Below are 16,442 nucleotides of genomic sequence, written 5' to 3'. Positions count from 1 at the left end.
ACTCACTACTCACTAAACCTGTATCACCCCCAAATTAAAAGGCTTTTCAATAGGTGCATGATTAGCGGCTTCAATACCTATAGATATCCATTTTCTGGTGTCTAACGGATCTATAACCGCATCAGTCCAAATTCTAGATGCCGCATAATAGGGAGAAATCTGACGATCGTATCGCGCCTTAATTTTATCATATAATTTTTTCTCGTCTTCTTCGGAAATTTCCTTGCCTTGCTTTTTCAGAGAGGCTGTTTCAATTTGTAGCAATACCTTTGCTGCACTGTTACCACTCATCACTGCAAGTTCTGCACTTGGCCAAGCAACAATCAGTCGTGGGTCGTAGGCTTTTCCGCACATCGCATAGTTTCCGGCACCATAACTATTCCCGATTACAATGGTGAATTTAGGTACCACACTATTGCTCACAGCATTTACCATTTTAGCGCCATCTTTAATAATACCTCCATGTTCGCTTTTACTTCCTACCATAAAGCCAGTGACATCTTGTAGAAACACCAACGGTATCTTTTTCTGATTACAATTGGCTATAAATCGAGTTGCTTTATCGGCACTGTCGCTATAGATTACTCCACCAAATTGCATTTCACTTGGCTTTGTCTTTGCCTTAGTGGTTTTTACTAACTTACGCTGATTCGCAACAATACCAACCGCCCAGCCATCAATACGAGCATATCCTGTTAATATAGTTTGACCATAGCCCTCCTTGTATTCTTCAAAATCACTGTCGTCTACCAAGCGTTTTATAATTTCACGCATGTCGTATTGGTCTGCGCGCGATTTAGGTAGAATACCATAAATTTCTTCTTGCTTTTCTTTCGGCTTCTTTGCTTCGGTTCTGTTAAAACCAGCTTTGTCAAAATCTCCTATTTTAGAAACGATGTTCTTTATCTTGTCAAGTGCATCCTTGTCGTCTTTGGCTTTATAATCTGTTACGCCACTTACTTCACAGTGTGTAGTAGCACCTCCTAACGACTCGTTGTCTATGCTTTCACCTATGGCGGCTTTTACTAAATAACTACCTGCTAAGAAAATACTCCCTGTCTTATCTACAATAAGAGCTTCGTCACTCATTATAGGCAAATAAGCACCTCCTGCTACACAGCTACCCATAACGGCAGCAATTTGTGTAATTCCCATGCTGCTCATTATGGCGTTATTTCTAAATATTCGTCCAAAATGTTCTTTATCTGGGAAAATTTCATCTTGCATTGGTAAATACACCCCAGCGCTGTCTACCAAATAAATTATAGGTAACTTATTTTCAATAGAAATTTCCTGAGCGCGTAAATTTTTCTTTCCTGTTATAGGAAACCAAGCTCCAGCTTTCACCGTAGCATCGTTCGCCACAACAATACACTGCTTGCCTTGAACATAACCAATTTTTACTACCACACCGCCGCTAGGACAACCTCCATGTTCTTCGTACATATCCTCGCCAGCAAAAGCAGCAATCTCTACACTTGGTTTTTTAGCGTCTAACAAATATGCAATACGCTCTCTGGCAGTCATTTTGCCTTTAGAATGATGTTTTGCAATTCTTTTTTCTCCGCCACCTAACTTCACCCTTGCAAGGCGTTTTTTAAGGTCTGAAAGGGCTAATTTGTTATAGTCTTCGTTCTTGTTGAAGTTAATATCCACGTGCTTATATTTTGTCGCTAAGGTACAAAAATCTATAGCTTCTTTTCGGCGGAAATAGTACGATTTATATATATTCCTAGGAAATAGTTGCCTAGGAAAATAAAAATTGATATCTTTGTATTAAATATTTAATTCATGAAAAAAGTAATAGCCTTTGCAGGAAGCAACAGTAGTACATCTATAAATAAACAATTGGCAGTGTACGCAGCAAGTAAGTTAACCGACGTCGATATTGAGGTGTTAGATTTAAATGATTTTGAACTACCGCTCTACGGAATTGATTATGAAAAAGAATATGGTATACCTAAAAATGCTCAGGTATTTCTTTCCTATATAAAAGAAGCCGATGGTATTGTTTTGTCCCTAGCCGAACATAATGGCGCCTATGCAACCGTGTTTAAAAACATATTTGACTGGATGTCGCGCATCGATGGAAAATTGTGGAGCGAAAAACCAATGTTGCTAATGGCTACATCTCCAGGCGGTAGAGGGGGAGCTACAGTACTTGACATTGCTAAAGGTAGATTTCCGTACATGGGAGGTGCTATTGCTGCCACATTTTCACTGCCCAACTTTAACGATAATTTTTCAGAAAATGGGATTGAAAGTCAGGCGTTCGAAGAAGAATTGATTGTTGCAGTACAACAACTTCAAGCAGCTATTCAACAATAAACCTGAAGCGTCATGGGAGATATTTCAAAAGACATAAAAAGCACCTTTCAAAATGATAAGCAGAAAGCCATGCTCAACATAATCTATACAGCAAATTGGATTACGAGTAAGCAAAACAGCTTTTTTAAAACATATAGTATTTCTCCCCAACAGTACAACGTGCTGCGCATATTACGTGGTGCTAAAAAGGTATTGCCAGTACAAACCATTAAAGATAGAATGCTGCAACGGGCACCAAATGCAACAAGGATGATGGATAAACTCTGTGATAAGAACCTTATTAAACGAGTGGCATGTAGTAACGACCGCCGTGTTGTGCAAGTTGAAATTACAAAAGCGGGTCTAATACTTTTAGACGAAATAGATAAGGCACATCGTACAGATTACCTTGAGAATCTCAGTTTGAAAGAAGCAGCAATGCTCAGCGATTTGTTAGATAAAATTAGATAGCCACAAAACCTAACTATGTAGAACGAAAAAGATAAGATGATGAAACTAAATAGTATAAAAAGAATTGGAAGAAGTGATTTTGTGAATATGGGGCCTGTAAAACTTAGACAGCCTATACCAACGCAAGAAATTGAACAAATAGATCCGTTTGTGCTTTTGCATCATTACGGTCCTTACCCAATCAATGAATTAAACAATCCATTCGATTTGGGCCCTCATCCGCATCGTGGATTTGAACCTGTTACATTTCTACTTCAAGGAGAACAACTGCATCGCGACTCGCTTGGAAATGAAAGTGTCGTGAAATCTGGAGATGTACAATGGACTACCGCCGGACGTGGTATCATGCACGCCGAAGCTCCAACAAAAGATTTTGTAAAGCGAGGGGGAACGTTAGAAGGAATTCAACTTTGGCTTAATCTACCAAGTGAAAAAAAGATGATCCCCGCAGCATATCAGCACGAGAAAAACGAAGATTTCAGAGTTGTTACTTCCGAAGATGAACAGGTGAATATCCAAATCATTGCAGGCGAGCTTGAAGGAGTCTATGGAAGAATTGCCACCCAGACCCCTGTAAATGCTTTTATGATTTCTGCTGCCGAAGGAGGAAGATATACAGTGAAGATTCCGAAAGAACATCAGGCACTTGTTTATTTAGTATCTGGAAGTGTGCAGATAAATAATACCGACAATTTAGCGCTAAATAAAAACCAATTAATATGGTTTGAACAAGACGGCGATGGTTTTTCATTACAAGCAAATACAGCTAGTAAGTTGTTGTTTTTATCGGGAGCTCCACTAAATGAAAAGGTTACAAGTTGGGGGCCTTATGTAATGAATACCCAAACGGAAATAATGGAGGCACTACGCGATTTCCAAGACGGTAAAATGGGTTTTCTTCCTTCCTAACAATTAAGCATCTTATGGATGCTTTTTTTGTTTAAAAATCCGATATTTGCTTCAAGCTATGCATCCATAGTGTAGCTACATTTAGTTCTTGTAATAATTTACTGAAATATAATTTTTATCATTTAAAATTTATTTGAAAAACAACTGTGTTTCAGTGAAATGTGAACTTAATATGCGTTGGGTCCGCCCGTAATTGAAGATTACGTATAAGTTGGGATAGTGGTGCAGTACCGTGCACAACCACTAATCTAACTTTGGTTGAGGCTTTTAATAGCTAAGTTTTATACGTAATAAATCAGGGTAGCAATACCAACTTAGCAAACGCCCGAAAATTAAAAATTATGATGAATAAAAATACAGTACTGGCTTGGGCCACTTTTATAATGATAATCATGGGTTGTGCGTTGATTGCACTTGGAGCCTTTAGATATGACGATGTAGCCGGCTGGGGCTTTGCAGCAGTTGGAATTGGATTTTTTGCTATTGCTTGGGTGTTTAATGCACTTAAAGGAAGAATGTAAGGATACCTGCTGCATATTTATAGCTATATATCCTGTCATGCTTGTGATAACAAAAAAGTGTGTTAGGCTAGCAAAAAAAAATCATAACAAACCATAAACTTAAAGCAATGAGTGACGATAAAAAAGTAATCTTCTCAATGTCTGGTTTAACTAAGACATTTAAAAGCGCACAGACACCTGTGCTTAAGAATATTTATTTAAGTTTTTTCTACGGTGCAAAAATTGGTATTCTCGGACTTAACGGTAGTGGTAAGTCTACCTTGTTAAAAATTATAGCGGGTGTAGATAAAAACTACCAAGGAGATGTTGTATTTGCTCCAGGGTACTCTGTTGGGTATTTAGAGCAAGACCCGCAATTAGATCCTGAAAAAACGGTAATGGATGTTGTAAAAGAAGGAGCGGCAGAGACAGTTGCTATTCTAGATGAATACAACAAGATTAACGATATGTTCGGACTAGAAGAAGTGTACAGCGACGCAGATAAGATGGAAAAGCTTATGGCAAGACAAGCTGAATTACAAGATGAAATTGATGCCGCAAACGCCTGGGAACTGGATACAAAATTAGAAATTGCTATGGACGCTCTGCGCACCCCAGATGGTGATAAAAAAATTGGAGTCCTTTCTGGTGGAGAACGTCGGCGTGTAGCACTGTGTAGATTACTGCTACAAGAACCTGATGTTTTACTATTAGATGAGCCTACTAACCATCTAGATGCAGAGAGTGTTCATTGGTTAGAACATCATTTAGCACAGTACAAAGGAACCGTAATAGCTGTTACTCACGATAGATACTTCTTAGACAATGTAGCAGGCTGGATTCTTGAATTAGACCGCGGTGAAGGTATACCATGGAAAGGAAACTATTCATCTTGGTTAGATCAGAAATCGAAACGTTTGGCACAGGAAAGTAAAACAGCTTCCAAACGTCAAAAAACACTGGAGCGTGAGTTAGAATGGGTACGCCAAGGAGCTAAAGGAAGACAGACCAAGCAAAAGGCTAGGCTTAAAAATTACGATAAACTAATGAGTCAAGATCAGAAACAGCTTGACGAAAAGTTAGAAATATATATTCCAAATGGTCCACGTTTGGGAACTAATGTTATTGAAGCAACAGGCGTTAGCAAGGCTTATGGCGACAAACTTTTATATGAAGATTTAAATTTTAACCTTCCACAAGCTGGTATTGTTGGTGTAATTGGCCCTAATGGAGCTGGTAAAACAACAATTTTTAGAATGATCATGGGAGAAGAAGAACCAGATAAAGGAACCTTTAAAACTGGTGAAACTGCCAAAGTAGCCTATGTAGACCAAGCACACGCAAATATTGATCCCGAAAAATCGATTTGGCAAAATTTTAGCGACGAACAAGAATTGGTGATGATGGGCGGAAAGGAAGTAAACTCTCGTGCGTATTTAAGTAGATTTAACTTTAGTGGTAGTGAACAGAATAAGAAGGTTTCACTACTTTCTGGTGGTGAGCGAAACCGCCTGCACTTAGCAATGACCCTAAAAGAAGAGGGTAACGTACTTTTACTCGATGAGCCTACAAACGATCTTGACGTAAATACACTTCGAGCTTTAGAAGAAGGACTAGAGAATTTTGCCGGATGTGCTGTAGTAATTAGTCACGACCGTTGGTTCTTAGATAGAATTTGTACACACATTCTTGCTTTTGAAGGTGATAGCCAAGTCTATTTCTTCGAAGGTGGTTTTAGCGAGTATGAAGAGAATAAGAAAAAGCGTTTAGGCGGCGATTTACTGCCAAAACGAATTAAATACAAGAAATTGGTACGTTAAGTACCAACAATGTATGAATTATAAAAAAAGCCCTTATTTTGAAAGAGGGCTTTTTTTGATTAGTTTACAAGTAATTTTTTAGTCGTTGTTTGGTTTCCTGTCTTAACAGTAACAAAATACACGCCACTCACAAGATCTGCTACCGAAAAGCGTTGTGATGCTACCATTTGGGCATTACCTTGAAACAAACGTTTTGCTATTATTCCTGTAATTCCATATAAATTAACGGTAACCTCATCTTCTGAAGTAATTCCTTGAATCATGAAAGCGTCATTCGACGGATTCGGATAGATGCTAAAATCTTGCGAAGCTGCTGTAACATCGTCTATCCCCAAAATTAAATTATCTAGGGAATACTTATGAATTGAACGTCCAAACGTACCAACATATAAGGTGTTAGTAGGTTTGTGTAATTTTATATCGCGCATCACGGTAAGTGGTAAATTATCACCAAGTACTGTCCAAACTGCACCGTCTGTATGTGAGTACCATACCCCAACATCTGTTGCAATAAGCAATAATCCGTCTTGTTCGTTAATTATAATATCATTTACCGGTATGTCTGGCAGATTACTAGATATATCGACCCAGCTTTGTCCAGAGTTAATAGTTTTAAAGACATGTGGCGTTTGGTCTAATAATCCAAACCCTGAGAACGTTACATAGGCCGTAGCATCGTCACTTGGTGAAATCGCAATGGAAGTAACGTAGCGGTCAGGTAGTCCTGCGCTGATAGAGTTCCAGGTGGTTCCTCCATCTAAAGTGATATTTACATTTCCATCATCACTACCAGTGTAAATTACATTTAAGTTGTTATAGGAAGGTGCAATTGCTGTAAGCGTACCGTAAGAAAGTGATCCACTTGGGTGCGCACCATCGGTTAAGTCTGGACTTATAGGATTCCAAAATGCAGCACGATCTGAAATGTACAAACGATTGGTTCCATAATATACTTTTTCAGTATTAAATGGAGAGATAATTACTGGAGTGTTCCAATTATTTCTATCGGCTCCAAAGTCAATTCCAGCTGTAGCGTTGTCAAATGTATTTCCACCATTTGTAGATCTACCTAAATTACCATATTGAGACTCTACATATATAAAGTTGTTATCTACAGGGTCTATGTTTACATGAAATCCGTCCCCACCCCAAACTGCATTCCAGTCTGTTGCACCGCCAGATTGTGTTCTAATGGTATTGTTGTCTTGAGTCCCACCGTACACATTGTTTGGTTGAATATTATCTACATCTATATTGTAAAATTGGGTAATCGGTAAATTGGTAAATTTTGTCCACGTAGTACCGCCATTTGTAGAAGTATAAGCGCCACCATCGTTTCCTGCCAATAAAAAATTGTTGTTATTTTTAGAGTATTCTAAGGCATGATGATCTACATGCATACCATTAATTTCTTGCCACGAAGTTCCACTGTTTGAAGTTCTGAAAATGCGCTGCCCTAAAACAAAAACCTCGTCTGCATCTTCTGGATTCACACGAACATTTCCGAAGAACCAACCAAACGAAGCATCAATAGTACTAAGTTCTCCTAATGTTACAAGCGTCCAATTGTCTCCATTGTCTGTAGATTTATACAGCCCATTAAAGACATTCGTTATTTCATTGGTAGTATAACGCGCATAAACAGTGCTTGGGCTAGACTCCGAAACTGCCAATCCAATACGCCCTGTTTGAGCGTCTGGAGCAGGTAATCCGTTTGAAGCACCTAATTCTACCCAAGTATCTCCACCATCTAATGATCGGTATACACCAGAAGTAAGTCCGCCATAATCACGTTGCCATGGCTTGCGGGTACGTTCCCAAGTGGCTGCAAATAGAATATCGGTATCTACAGGGTTCATTGCTACATCGATAGCTGCTGTAGAATCTGTAACAAATAAAACCTGTTCCCAATCGGTTCCAGCATTTGTAGTTCTATAAATTCCTCGCTCATTGTTATACCCATATAGCGTCCCAGTTGCAGCAACAAATGCTCTGTCTTCATCTGTTGGGTCTACTACTATACGACCAATATGATCTGAATCTTCAAGTCCGGTATGTTGCCAAGAAGTCCCGCCATCATCAGATCGATAAACGCCATCTCCAAAAAATGCTCCCGATGTTGCACTTCCATTAGCCTCTCCTGTTCCTACGTAAATTCGTTGCGAATTAGAAGGTGCAATAGCGATATTCCCAATAGACGCTTTTCCGATGTCATCAAAAATGGGAGTCCAATTTTCACCGCCATCTGTAGTCTTAAAAACACCACCTACCGCAGTACCCACAAATAAAACGTCATCACTATCTGGCGAAATAGCCACGTCTGTAACACGCCCTCCTGTATTTAATGGCCCCACAAATTCCCAGTCACCGCCTGCAATATTTCTTGCAGCAAGAATACTTTTGGTCTGTGCAATAGCATCTACCATTGCCTGCTTGTTTATATAATTATCAGGATAAGCACGCTGATTGTACATCCACTCCAGTGGGTATTGATTGTTTTCTGAAAACTTCTTCGCTACAGGTGCTGTTTCATTATTCGAGTGACAACTAAATAATAGTACCGCAAATATCCCAAGAACAATACTTTTTAGGAATGTAAATTTCATAGTGCTTTTTTTTCAAAGATAAGGGAGATAAGACAATTTGAGAAACGTATCAAAACTTGTATCTTTCAATTCTAAATCTCTTTTATCATGCGTACGTATTCTCAATACATTTTTATTGTTTTTATTCTTCTTTTTACTACGGAAATTTTAGTTGGTCAAGCCCAGAAATCGTTTGAATATCTGGATGTTTTTCAGCTAGAATATGCAGGAGACCCACAAATTTCTCCTAATGGTGAATTCGTAATTTATCGTCGTACAGGTTTCGATATTATGAAGGATCGCTCTAAAGGTAACCTTTGGCTACTTAGTGCAGATGGTAAAACACATCATAAGCTCACTACAAGAGATGTAAATGAAGGATCGGCACGTTGGTCTCCAGACGGCAATCGTATTGCGTTTGTAAGTAGTGAAGGAGAAGGAAGCGAAATTTATGTGTATTGGACCAATTCTGGTGCGCTTGCAAAACTAACACAGCTTGAAAATAGCCCTTCAAATATTACATGGTCTCCCAACGGAACGCACATTGCATTTAGCATGAAGGTGAATGCCAAAGCGCCAGTCTTAGCCAAAATGCCCGCAAAACCTAAAGGTGCTAAATGGGCTAAAGCACCACGAATTACAGACCGACTAAAGCATGAAGCTGATGGAGCGGGATATTTAAAACCTGGATTTAGTCATATTTTCACAATTCCAGCAGATGGAGGAGCGCCGAGGCAACTTACCTCTGGCGATTTTAACCATGGGGGTAGCCTGTCTTGGGGTAGCGATGGTACTCAAATTTACTTTTCCTCTAACCGAAATGAAGACTGGGAATACGATTTTAGAAATAGTGAAGTCTATGCTGTAAACGTGCAGTCAGGTTTTATTAAGACGTTAACTACCAGTCCGGGACCAGATAGAGCACCAAAAGTTTCACCAGATGGAAAGCATATTGCATTTATTGGGTTTGTAGATAAAGTTCAAACCTATCAGACCAGTGTATTGCACATAATGAATACAGATGGATCTTCTAAAAAAGCGATTTCTAATGCTATGGACAGAAGTATCTCTAACGCTATATGGGCTAGTGATAGTAAAGGATTGTACATACAATACAACGACTTAGGACTCACCAAAATTGGTTATTTAAGTCTAAACGGAAAACTAACTGAGCTTGTTAGTAATGTAGGGGGAACAACATTGGGGCGTCCATATGCCAGCGGATCTTTTTCAGTAAGCAATAATAATACAATTGCCTATACCTTATCTAAAGCGAATCGACCAGCAGATGTAGCCGTATTCCAAAAAAACAATACGACTACATTAACACAACTAAATGAAGACTTATTAGCATATAGAGATTTAGGCGAGGTAGAGGAAATGTGGTATACGTCAACGTTCGATCAAAGGAAAATACAAGGCTGGGTGGTTTATCCTCCTAATTACGATACGTCCAAGAAGTATCCGTTGTTGGTAGAAAATCACGGGGGTCCTATTTTAAATTATGGTCCGCATTTTTCAGCCGAAATTCAATTGTACGCAGCAGCAGGTTATGTTGTTTTTTATCCCAATCCGCGTGGTAGCACGAGTTACGGAGAAGAATTTGGTAATCTTTTGTACAACAATTACCCAGGCGAAGATTACAACGATGTAATGGACGGCGTACACGAGCTAGTTAATAAAGGAATTGTTGCTAAAGACCGATTGTATGTTACTGGGGGTAGTGCTGGCGGAATTATGACAGCATGGATGATAGGGAAATCAAATGAGTTTAAAGCAGCAGTAGTTGCAAAGCCAGTAATGAATTGGATTAGTAAGACGTTGGTAGCAGATAACTATTATGGATACGCCAATTCTAGATATCCCGGGCAACCTTGGGAAAATTTTGAAAACTACTGGAAGTTTTCGCCAATATCTTTAGTTGGCAACGTAGAAACTCCAACTATGGTTATGGTAGGTATGAACGATTTGCGTACCCCGCCTAGCGAGGCTAAACAATTGTATCATGCCCTTAAACTGCGTAAAATTGAAACCGTTTTGGTTGAAATTCCTGAAGCTTCGCACGGTATAGCGGCACGACCTAGTAATTTAATTACCAAGGTGGCACACACCTTAGCATGGTTTGAAAAATTTCAATAAACTGTGCAATATACTCGAATGATGCACTGTAGTCGAATTATAAATAATTATTGATTAGGATACCAATCTAATTGTACTACCTCAATTTCACGGCCTACACTCGATTTCATGATCCATGCTTTAAAGACACCTACGTCACTTAAACCCTCTGTACCGCGATAGTGATATGGGTATACTTTAGTAGGCTTAAAATCTACAACAGCACTCGCAGCTTTTTGAACCGTCATAGTGTACGGCAAATTCATACAAACAAAGGCAATATCTATGTTTTTTAGATTTCGCATTTCAGGGATGTCTTCCGTATCTCCAGAAATATAAACTCGTTTACCATCTTTTTCAATAACATAACCATTGCCACGCCCTTTTTCATGGTATTTTAATGCTTCTTCACGTAAATTATACATAGGAACGGCTTCAATAGTAAAACCCTCTAAGTCAGGAACCGTAGTTGTTTCACCGTTGTTTAGTACAATTACTTGTTCTGTTATACTCGCGTCCATTTTATCGGCTACCGCTTTAGGCGCAACTATAGAAATTGAATTGATAGCAACGGCATTTAAGGTTTCCATATTAAAATGGTCGCCATGAATGTCTGTTACTAATACGATATCTGCCTCTGGCTGCCCCTGGAAGGCTTCTGCGCCACCTACAGGGTCAACATATAGTATAATACCATCCCACTCTAAAACCATGGTAGCGTGCGAAATAGGCGTTACATTAAACGAATGCCCTGAGTTTTCTACTATCTCAGAACTAGTTTCAGTAGCTGTCTCTGTTTCTGTATTTTTAGTAGTTTGCTCCTTGCAAGACACAAAGGCAACGCATAATAATAGAAGGTAAAGTGACTTTTTCATAGCTATAGTTTTTATAAAGATACAAATTGAAATTACAGCTTAGAAAAAATACGCCATCTTAATATTACTGCGTTCGTACGGATTAGGTGTTTCTAGCGGAATTTCAGTAAAACCATATTTTCGATAAATATGAATTGCGTTAGTTAACTTTCTATGCGAGTATAAAAAGAGCTTTTCAAAATTCTGTTCGGTCGCAAAATCTAAGCAGTGTTGCATTAACTGCTGACCAATATTTTTACCACGCGCCTCAGGGAGTACCGCCATTTTAGTTAGTTCAAAACTGTTAGCGCCACGGTTTAAAAGTGCAACTGTGCCTAAAACAGTTTTGTCTGCCACAGCAAAAAAGATATGTCCTCCTGGGTTAATAATATACTTTTCGGGCTTACTCAGTACTTCCTTGTCATACGCTTCTACATAAAATAAGGCCTCCAACCAAGCTATGTTCAAATTGTAAAAAGCTTGAGCGTAGTCAGTATGAAAAGGAACAATTTTCATGCTGTTAGTGTCCAATGATGTCTGATACCAGATAGGCTAGACCTTTGCCTACCTGCCCTGGAAAAGCTTCTTTATTTGGTGCGCCTTCGCAGATATGTATGTACGCACAGGCTTCTTTAGCTGAAAAGTATTGTGTAAACCGTCTGCAATCTTCTAGTGTAAATCCGCTAGGGGTCATAGCGCTACTACCCATATTTGCAACTGCATCAAGATCTATTTCAAGTCCAAAGGGTTTATTGCAGCAGTGCTCTTCGGCTTCTTTCATTGCTTCAGAAAATGTCTTTTCTTGCCGAATTGAAATTGTTTCAAACCTATTGAAAAGAACACGTCCATCTGCATCAATCTTGTCTAAAACCTGTTGAGAGGTATAGTTTCTATGCAATCCAAAAATAAAATAGTTGTCTAAGAAACCATCTTCAGCCGCATAGCTAAAACCATTTCCGCTGTGTCTGTGTTCTAGAGTGCGGTAATCTGTGTGGGCGTCAAAATTAATACAGTTTATAGTTGAGTGTAATGCTTTAGAGGTTCCACTTAAGTTTCCGTAGCTATTGTTATGGCCACCCCCAATAACAATGGGTGTTTTTCCTGCGGCAACAATACGTTGTATTGCCTCGCTTACTTTAGTGTCTATTTGCTCCACCAACAGACCAAGCAGATGATGATACTGTGGATCTTTAGGGTTGTACCTGCTTGCTTCCAACATTTCTGCATCGCAGTCAATTTCGCCTAGGATTACTAAATTTTGAGGCTTTGTAAAGGTGTTGTTTTGAATGTTATAGAGGCTTTGTAAACAGGCATTCCATGCTTCAGAAGTTCCCGGTTTTCCGCCATTAGCGCGAACTCCAATATCTTCAGGTATACCAATTAAGGCATATTGCTGAGGCGTATTTTTAAGAGCTTCCCATTGAGAAATCGTTTGCGCTATTTCGCCAAGTTTTGTTTCGCCTTTACGAATGTTAGTGTGTTCTAGTATTATTTCTTTGGAATAAAATTTCAGCATTACTCAAGAATTTCTCCGTTAGCTATTACTTTGTCTATACAATTACTGCCAAACGCGTATGGTAAATAATTATAAGAAGGAATCTCTTTGGTAATAATTACGCTAGCCGATTTTCCTTTGGTTATAGACCCGTGAGAATGACTTAGTCCCATGGCATACGCACCATTAATAGTTGCTGCGTTAATGGCTTCTTCTGGGGTAAGTTTCATTTTTATACAGGCAGTAGCGACCACAAAATTCATGTTGCCACTAGGGGTAGAACCTGGGTTGTAATCTGTTGCTAATGCTAGGGGTAGCCCCGCATCAATAAGTTTTCGACCGGGTGTATATGGTATGCTTAAAAAATATGAGCAGGAGGGAAGTGCCACCGGCATAGTATTGCTGTTTTTAAGAACGGCAACATCGTCATTCGTTACTACTTCTAGGTGGTCTACACTTAACGCATCATGCGCAACACCTGCTTGCACACCCCCAATGGCATTAAATTGATTTACGTGTATTTTTGGGATAAGTCCGTACCCATTTGCTGCACTTAATAGTGTATGGGTGTCTTCAACAGAAAAGTAGCCCTCTTCACAAAAAATATCGACATAATCGACTAATTTTTCGGCAGCTACTTTTGGTAACATTTCAGATATAATAAGATTGAGATATCCCTCTTTATCACCTTTGTATGCTGCGGGTACGGCATGAGCACCTAGAAATGTTGTTTTAATGGCAACGGGGTAATTCTCGCCTAAGCGTTTGGCAACACGCAGCATTTTAAGTTCTGCTTGCGTAGTTAGCCCGTAGCCACTTTTAATCTCAATAGCTCCTGTTCCTAGACGCATGACTTCTTCTAGTCTAGCTGCGCTTTGTGCGTATAAGCTGTCTTCTGAAGTCTCCTGTAATTTTTTAGCGCTGTTTAGAATTCCACCTCCTTTTTCAGCAATTTCTTGATAGCTAAGTCCGTTAATTCTATCTACAAATTCTTGCTCTCTATTGCCGGCATATACTAAATGTGTATGACTATCACACCACGACGGAAGTACAATTTTACCGGTACAGTCTATAGTTTTATCTGCGGAAATTTTAGGCAATGTAGCCATGGCCCCAAAATCGGAAATAATGTCGTTCTCTATGAGTAACCAAGCATTGGAAATACTTGGAAGTTCTTTCATAGCAGTACCTGCGACTTTTAAGGGTGCTTCTTCTCTAACTTGAAGCAGTTCTTTGATATTTCGTAACAATAATTTCATTGGTTAAATATAGCAAACCTTGAAAGGAATTAATACCTTAGAGCTTTAAAATATCTACGCTATTATGAAATCGAATAAAATGGGCATGAATACTATCTGCGCGCATGCGGGAGAGCTTAAAGACGAACAATTTAAAGGAGCAATTTCTCCTTTGTACATGAGTAGTTCGTATGCGTATGAAAATGTAGACGTTAAACGATACCCGCGCTACTTTAATACACCAAATCAAGAGGCTTTAGGCAAGAAAATAGCAGCCTTAGAGCATACTGAAGCTGGAATGATTTTTGGCAGCGGTATGGCGGCTGTAAGTCATAGTTTGCTGGCATTTCTTCAAAAAGGAGACCATATAGTTTTACAAAAAACTTTGTATGGGGGTACCTATAATTTTGTGGTAGAAGAGTTCGAGAAATTTGGCATTGAATATACGTTTGCGAATGGCTTTTCTGAAGCAGATTTCAGAAGTGCGTTGCAAACTAATACGAAAGTTATCTATGTTGAAACACCAAGTAACCCATTGATGTTACTAACAGATTTAGAAATGATTTCGAAAATTGCAAGAGAACATAATTTGGTGTCTATTATCGATAATACATTTGCCTCGCCTATTAATCAGAACCCAGCCGATTTCGGAATAGATATTATTATTCATAGTGCGACTAAATATATGGGAGGGCATAGCGATATATGCGCTGGTGCTGTAGCGGCAAGTAACAAGCATATGGAACAAATCTGGAACCTGTCTAAAAATATAGGAGGTAGTTTAAGCGACTACACTGTATGGTTGCTAGAGCGAAGTTTAAAAACGATGGCGCTGCGGGTAAAAGCTCAAAATAGAAATGCAAAGAAAATGGCAAAATGGTTGCAAAAGCATCCATTAGTAGCCAAAGTATATTACCCCGGATTAAAAGAGCATCCAGACTACTTGCTTGCAAGAAAGCAAATGCGAGGCTACTCAGGCATGCTTTCATTTGAATTAATACCCTCTGTGAATCCAGAAGCCTTTATGGAGGCATTACAACTAATTAAGCAATCTATGAGCTTGGCAGGAGTAGAATCTACAATCTTGTCGCCTGCAAAAACAAGCCATGCTTTATTAACTGCGGAAGAACGAACACATCAAGGCATTTCAGATAATTTGCTGCGTTTTTCAGTAGGAATTGAAGAAAAGAAGGATCTCGTTGAAGATATAGAGCAGGCTTTTGAAGCCGTAGTAAACAAAGAACTTGTATGAAACTAGATATATTAGCCGTAGGCGCACATCCAGATGATGTAGAAATGAGTGCTGGCGGTACCATAGCCAAAGAAATAGCTAACGGAAAAAAGGTCGGGATTTTAGACCTAACCCGAGGCGAATTAGGAACAAGGGGCAGCGCCGAAATTAGAGACGTTGAAGCGCAGGACGCCGCTAAAATCTTAGGAGTCTCTAAACGACATAACTTAGGATTTGGCGATGGCTTTTTTGAAAACAACCACGCTACTCAGCTGGAAGTGATTAAAATTATTAGAAAATATTGTCCAGACATTGTGTTGTGCAATGCCGTAGACGATAGGCATATAGATCATGGTAAAGGTAGTAAGTTGGTAAGTGACGCCTGTTTTTTAAGCGGACTCGCAAAAATTGAAACGATACATCAAGGGAATCACCAGCATGCGTGGCGACCTAAGCAAGTTTACCATTATATTCAATGGAAAGAACTAACTCCAGATATTGTGGTAGATATTTCTGGCTATGAAGCACAGAAGATGCAGGCAATTTTCGCCTACAAGAGCCAGTTTTTTGATCCAGATTCAGACGAGCCAAACACACCTATCTCTTCAAAAAATGCTACAGACAGTATGTTGTACCGAAATAGAAACTTGGGGAGACTCATTGGTACCGAAGCTGCTGAAGGGTTTACGGTAGAACGATTGCCTGCGGTAGACTCTATTTTCGATTTGATTTAAAAAAATCTTTCTTCTATTGCGCAAGCGTGAGAATTGAAGTATATTTGCATCCGCTTTTCGGATGAAAAGTTACATGGTGGTTGTAGCTCAGTTGGTTAGAGCATCGGTTTGTGGTACCGAGGGTCGCGGGTTCGAATCCCGTCTTCCACCCAAAGAAAGCCTTCAAGGAAACTTGGAGGT

The 16,442-nt window shown here is 39.3% G+C and carries 14 protein-coding genes and 1 tRNA gene; 9 read left to right on the top strand and 6 right to left on the bottom strand.

All coding sequences use genetic code 11. The features are described 5' to 3' along the window. Positions 1–12: 12 nt before the first annotated feature. Entirely contained in the window at positions 13–1,656 is a 1,644-nt protein-coding gene (locus G5B37_RS04430; protein ID WP_164678860.1) for an acyl-CoA carboxylase subunit beta, read from the bottom strand. A 135-nt stretch (positions 1,657–1,791) separates the two neighbouring features. Between G5B37_RS04430 and G5B37_RS04425 the strand changes: the two genes are divergently transcribed. The 5 genes from G5B37_RS04425 to ettA all read left to right on the top strand — a co-directional run bounded on the left by G5B37_RS04425 (position 1,792) and on the right by ettA (position 6,007). Continuing rightward, on the top strand, positions 1,792–2,328 hold the full coding sequence (locus G5B37_RS04425) for an NADPH-dependent FMN reductase (RefSeq protein ID WP_164678859.1): 537 nt from the start codon (positions 1,792–1,794) through the stop codon (positions 2,326–2,328). Positions 2,329–2,340: 12 nt separating this feature from the next. After that, positions 2,341–2,778, top strand: coding sequence for a MarR family winged helix-turn-helix transcriptional regulator (locus G5B37_RS04420; protein ID WP_164678858.1), 438 nt, complete (start codon positions 2,341–2,343; stop codon positions 2,776–2,778). 36 nt (positions 2,779–2,814) lie between these two features. Then, on the top strand, positions 2,815–3,687 hold the full coding sequence (locus G5B37_RS04415; protein WP_164678857.1) for a pirin family protein: 873 nt from the start codon (positions 2,815–2,817) through the stop codon (positions 3,685–3,687). Positions 3,688–4,031: 344 nt separating this feature from the next. Then, positions 4,032–4,208 (top strand): CAL67264 family membrane protein, encoded by a 177-nt coding sequence (locus G5B37_RS04410; protein ID WP_263649861.1) that lies wholly within the window; start codon positions 4,032–4,034, stop codon positions 4,206–4,208. Positions 4,209–4,315: 107 nt separating this feature from the next. After that, positions 4,316–6,007 carry an energy-dependent translational throttle protein EttA gene (ettA, locus tag G5B37_RS04405; RefSeq protein ID WP_164678856.1) on the top strand — a complete coding sequence of 564 codons (1,692 nt, stop codon included), beginning with the start codon at positions 4,316–4,318 and terminating at the stop codon, positions 6,005–6,007. A 59-nt stretch (positions 6,008–6,066) separates the two neighbouring features. On the opposite strand, the gene G5B37_RS04400 is transcribed toward ettA, so the two are convergent. Beyond that, positions 6,067–8,613: a VPS10 domain-containing protein gene (locus G5B37_RS04400; protein ID WP_164678855.1), complete on the bottom strand. Its 2,547-nt coding sequence runs from the start codon at positions 8,611–8,613 to the stop codon at positions 6,067–6,069. Between the two features lie 87 nt (positions 8,614–8,700). On the opposite strand from G5B37_RS04400, the gene G5B37_RS04395 reads away from it, so the two are divergent. Further along, positions 8,701–10,731, top strand: coding sequence for a S9 family peptidase (locus tag G5B37_RS04395; protein ID WP_164678854.1), 2,031 nt, complete (start codon positions 8,701–8,703; stop codon positions 10,729–10,731). Between the two features lie 47 nt (positions 10,732–10,778). Here G5B37_RS04395 and G5B37_RS04390 read toward each other — a convergent pair whose 3' ends face one another. Genes G5B37_RS04390 through hutI form a run of 4 tightly spaced genes read right to left on the bottom strand, consistent with a single transcriptional unit; the run spans position 10,779 to position 14,318 of the window. Beyond that, the gene (locus G5B37_RS04390; protein ID WP_164678853.1) at positions 10,779–11,585 is read right to left on the bottom strand and encodes an MBL fold metallo-hydrolase; all 807 of its coding nucleotides are present in this window, start codon (positions 11,583–11,585) and stop codon (positions 10,779–10,781) included. Positions 11,586–11,624: 39 nt separating this feature from the next. Beyond that, positions 11,625–12,080 (bottom strand): GNAT family N-acetyltransferase, encoded by a 456-nt coding sequence (locus tag G5B37_RS04385; protein WP_164678852.1) that lies wholly within the window; start codon positions 12,078–12,080, stop codon positions 11,625–11,627. Positions 12,081–12,084: 4 nt separating this feature from the next. Further along, on the bottom strand, positions 12,085–13,080 hold the full coding sequence (locus tag G5B37_RS04380) for a formimidoylglutamase (protein WP_164678851.1): 996 nt from the start codon (positions 13,078–13,080) through the stop codon (positions 12,085–12,087). Then, a complete protein-coding gene (hutI, locus tag G5B37_RS04375) occupies positions 13,080–14,318 on the bottom strand; it encodes an imidazolonepropionase (RefSeq protein WP_164678850.1) in 1,239 nt (412 codons plus the stop codon). Before hutI ends, G5B37_RS04380 begins: the two co-directional genes overlap by 1 nt. 64 nt (positions 14,319–14,382) lie before the next feature. Between hutI and G5B37_RS04370 the strand changes: the two genes are divergently transcribed. The 3 genes from G5B37_RS04370 to G5B37_RS04360 all read left to right on the top strand — a co-directional run bounded on the left by G5B37_RS04370 (position 14,383) and on the right by G5B37_RS04360 (position 16,413). Next, on the top strand, positions 14,383–15,549 hold the full coding sequence (locus G5B37_RS04370) for a trans-sulfuration enzyme family protein (RefSeq protein ID WP_164678849.1): 1,167 nt from the start codon (positions 14,383–14,385) through the stop codon (positions 15,547–15,549). Next, positions 15,546–16,262, top strand: a complete 717-nt coding sequence (gene bshB1 / locus G5B37_RS04365) for a bacillithiol biosynthesis deacetylase BshB1 (RefSeq protein WP_164678848.1) — start codon at positions 15,546–15,548, stop codon at positions 16,260–16,262. Before G5B37_RS04370 ends, bshB1 begins: the two co-directional genes overlap by 4 nt. Before the next feature lie 75 nt (positions 16,263–16,337). Next, positions 16,338–16,413: transfer RNA gene (locus G5B37_RS04360), tRNA-His, on the top strand. Positions 16,414–16,442 lie beyond the last annotated feature (29 nt).

Origin of the sequence: Rasiella rasia (genome assembly GCF_011044175.1) — a bacterium.
Classification (GTDB): Bacteria; Bacteroidota; Bacteroidia; order Flavobacteriales; family Flavobacteriaceae; genus Marinirhabdus; species Marinirhabdus rasia.
The sequence above is the reverse complement of the archived record's forward strand: the minus strand, read 5'-3'. Positions and strand labels throughout refer to the sequence as shown.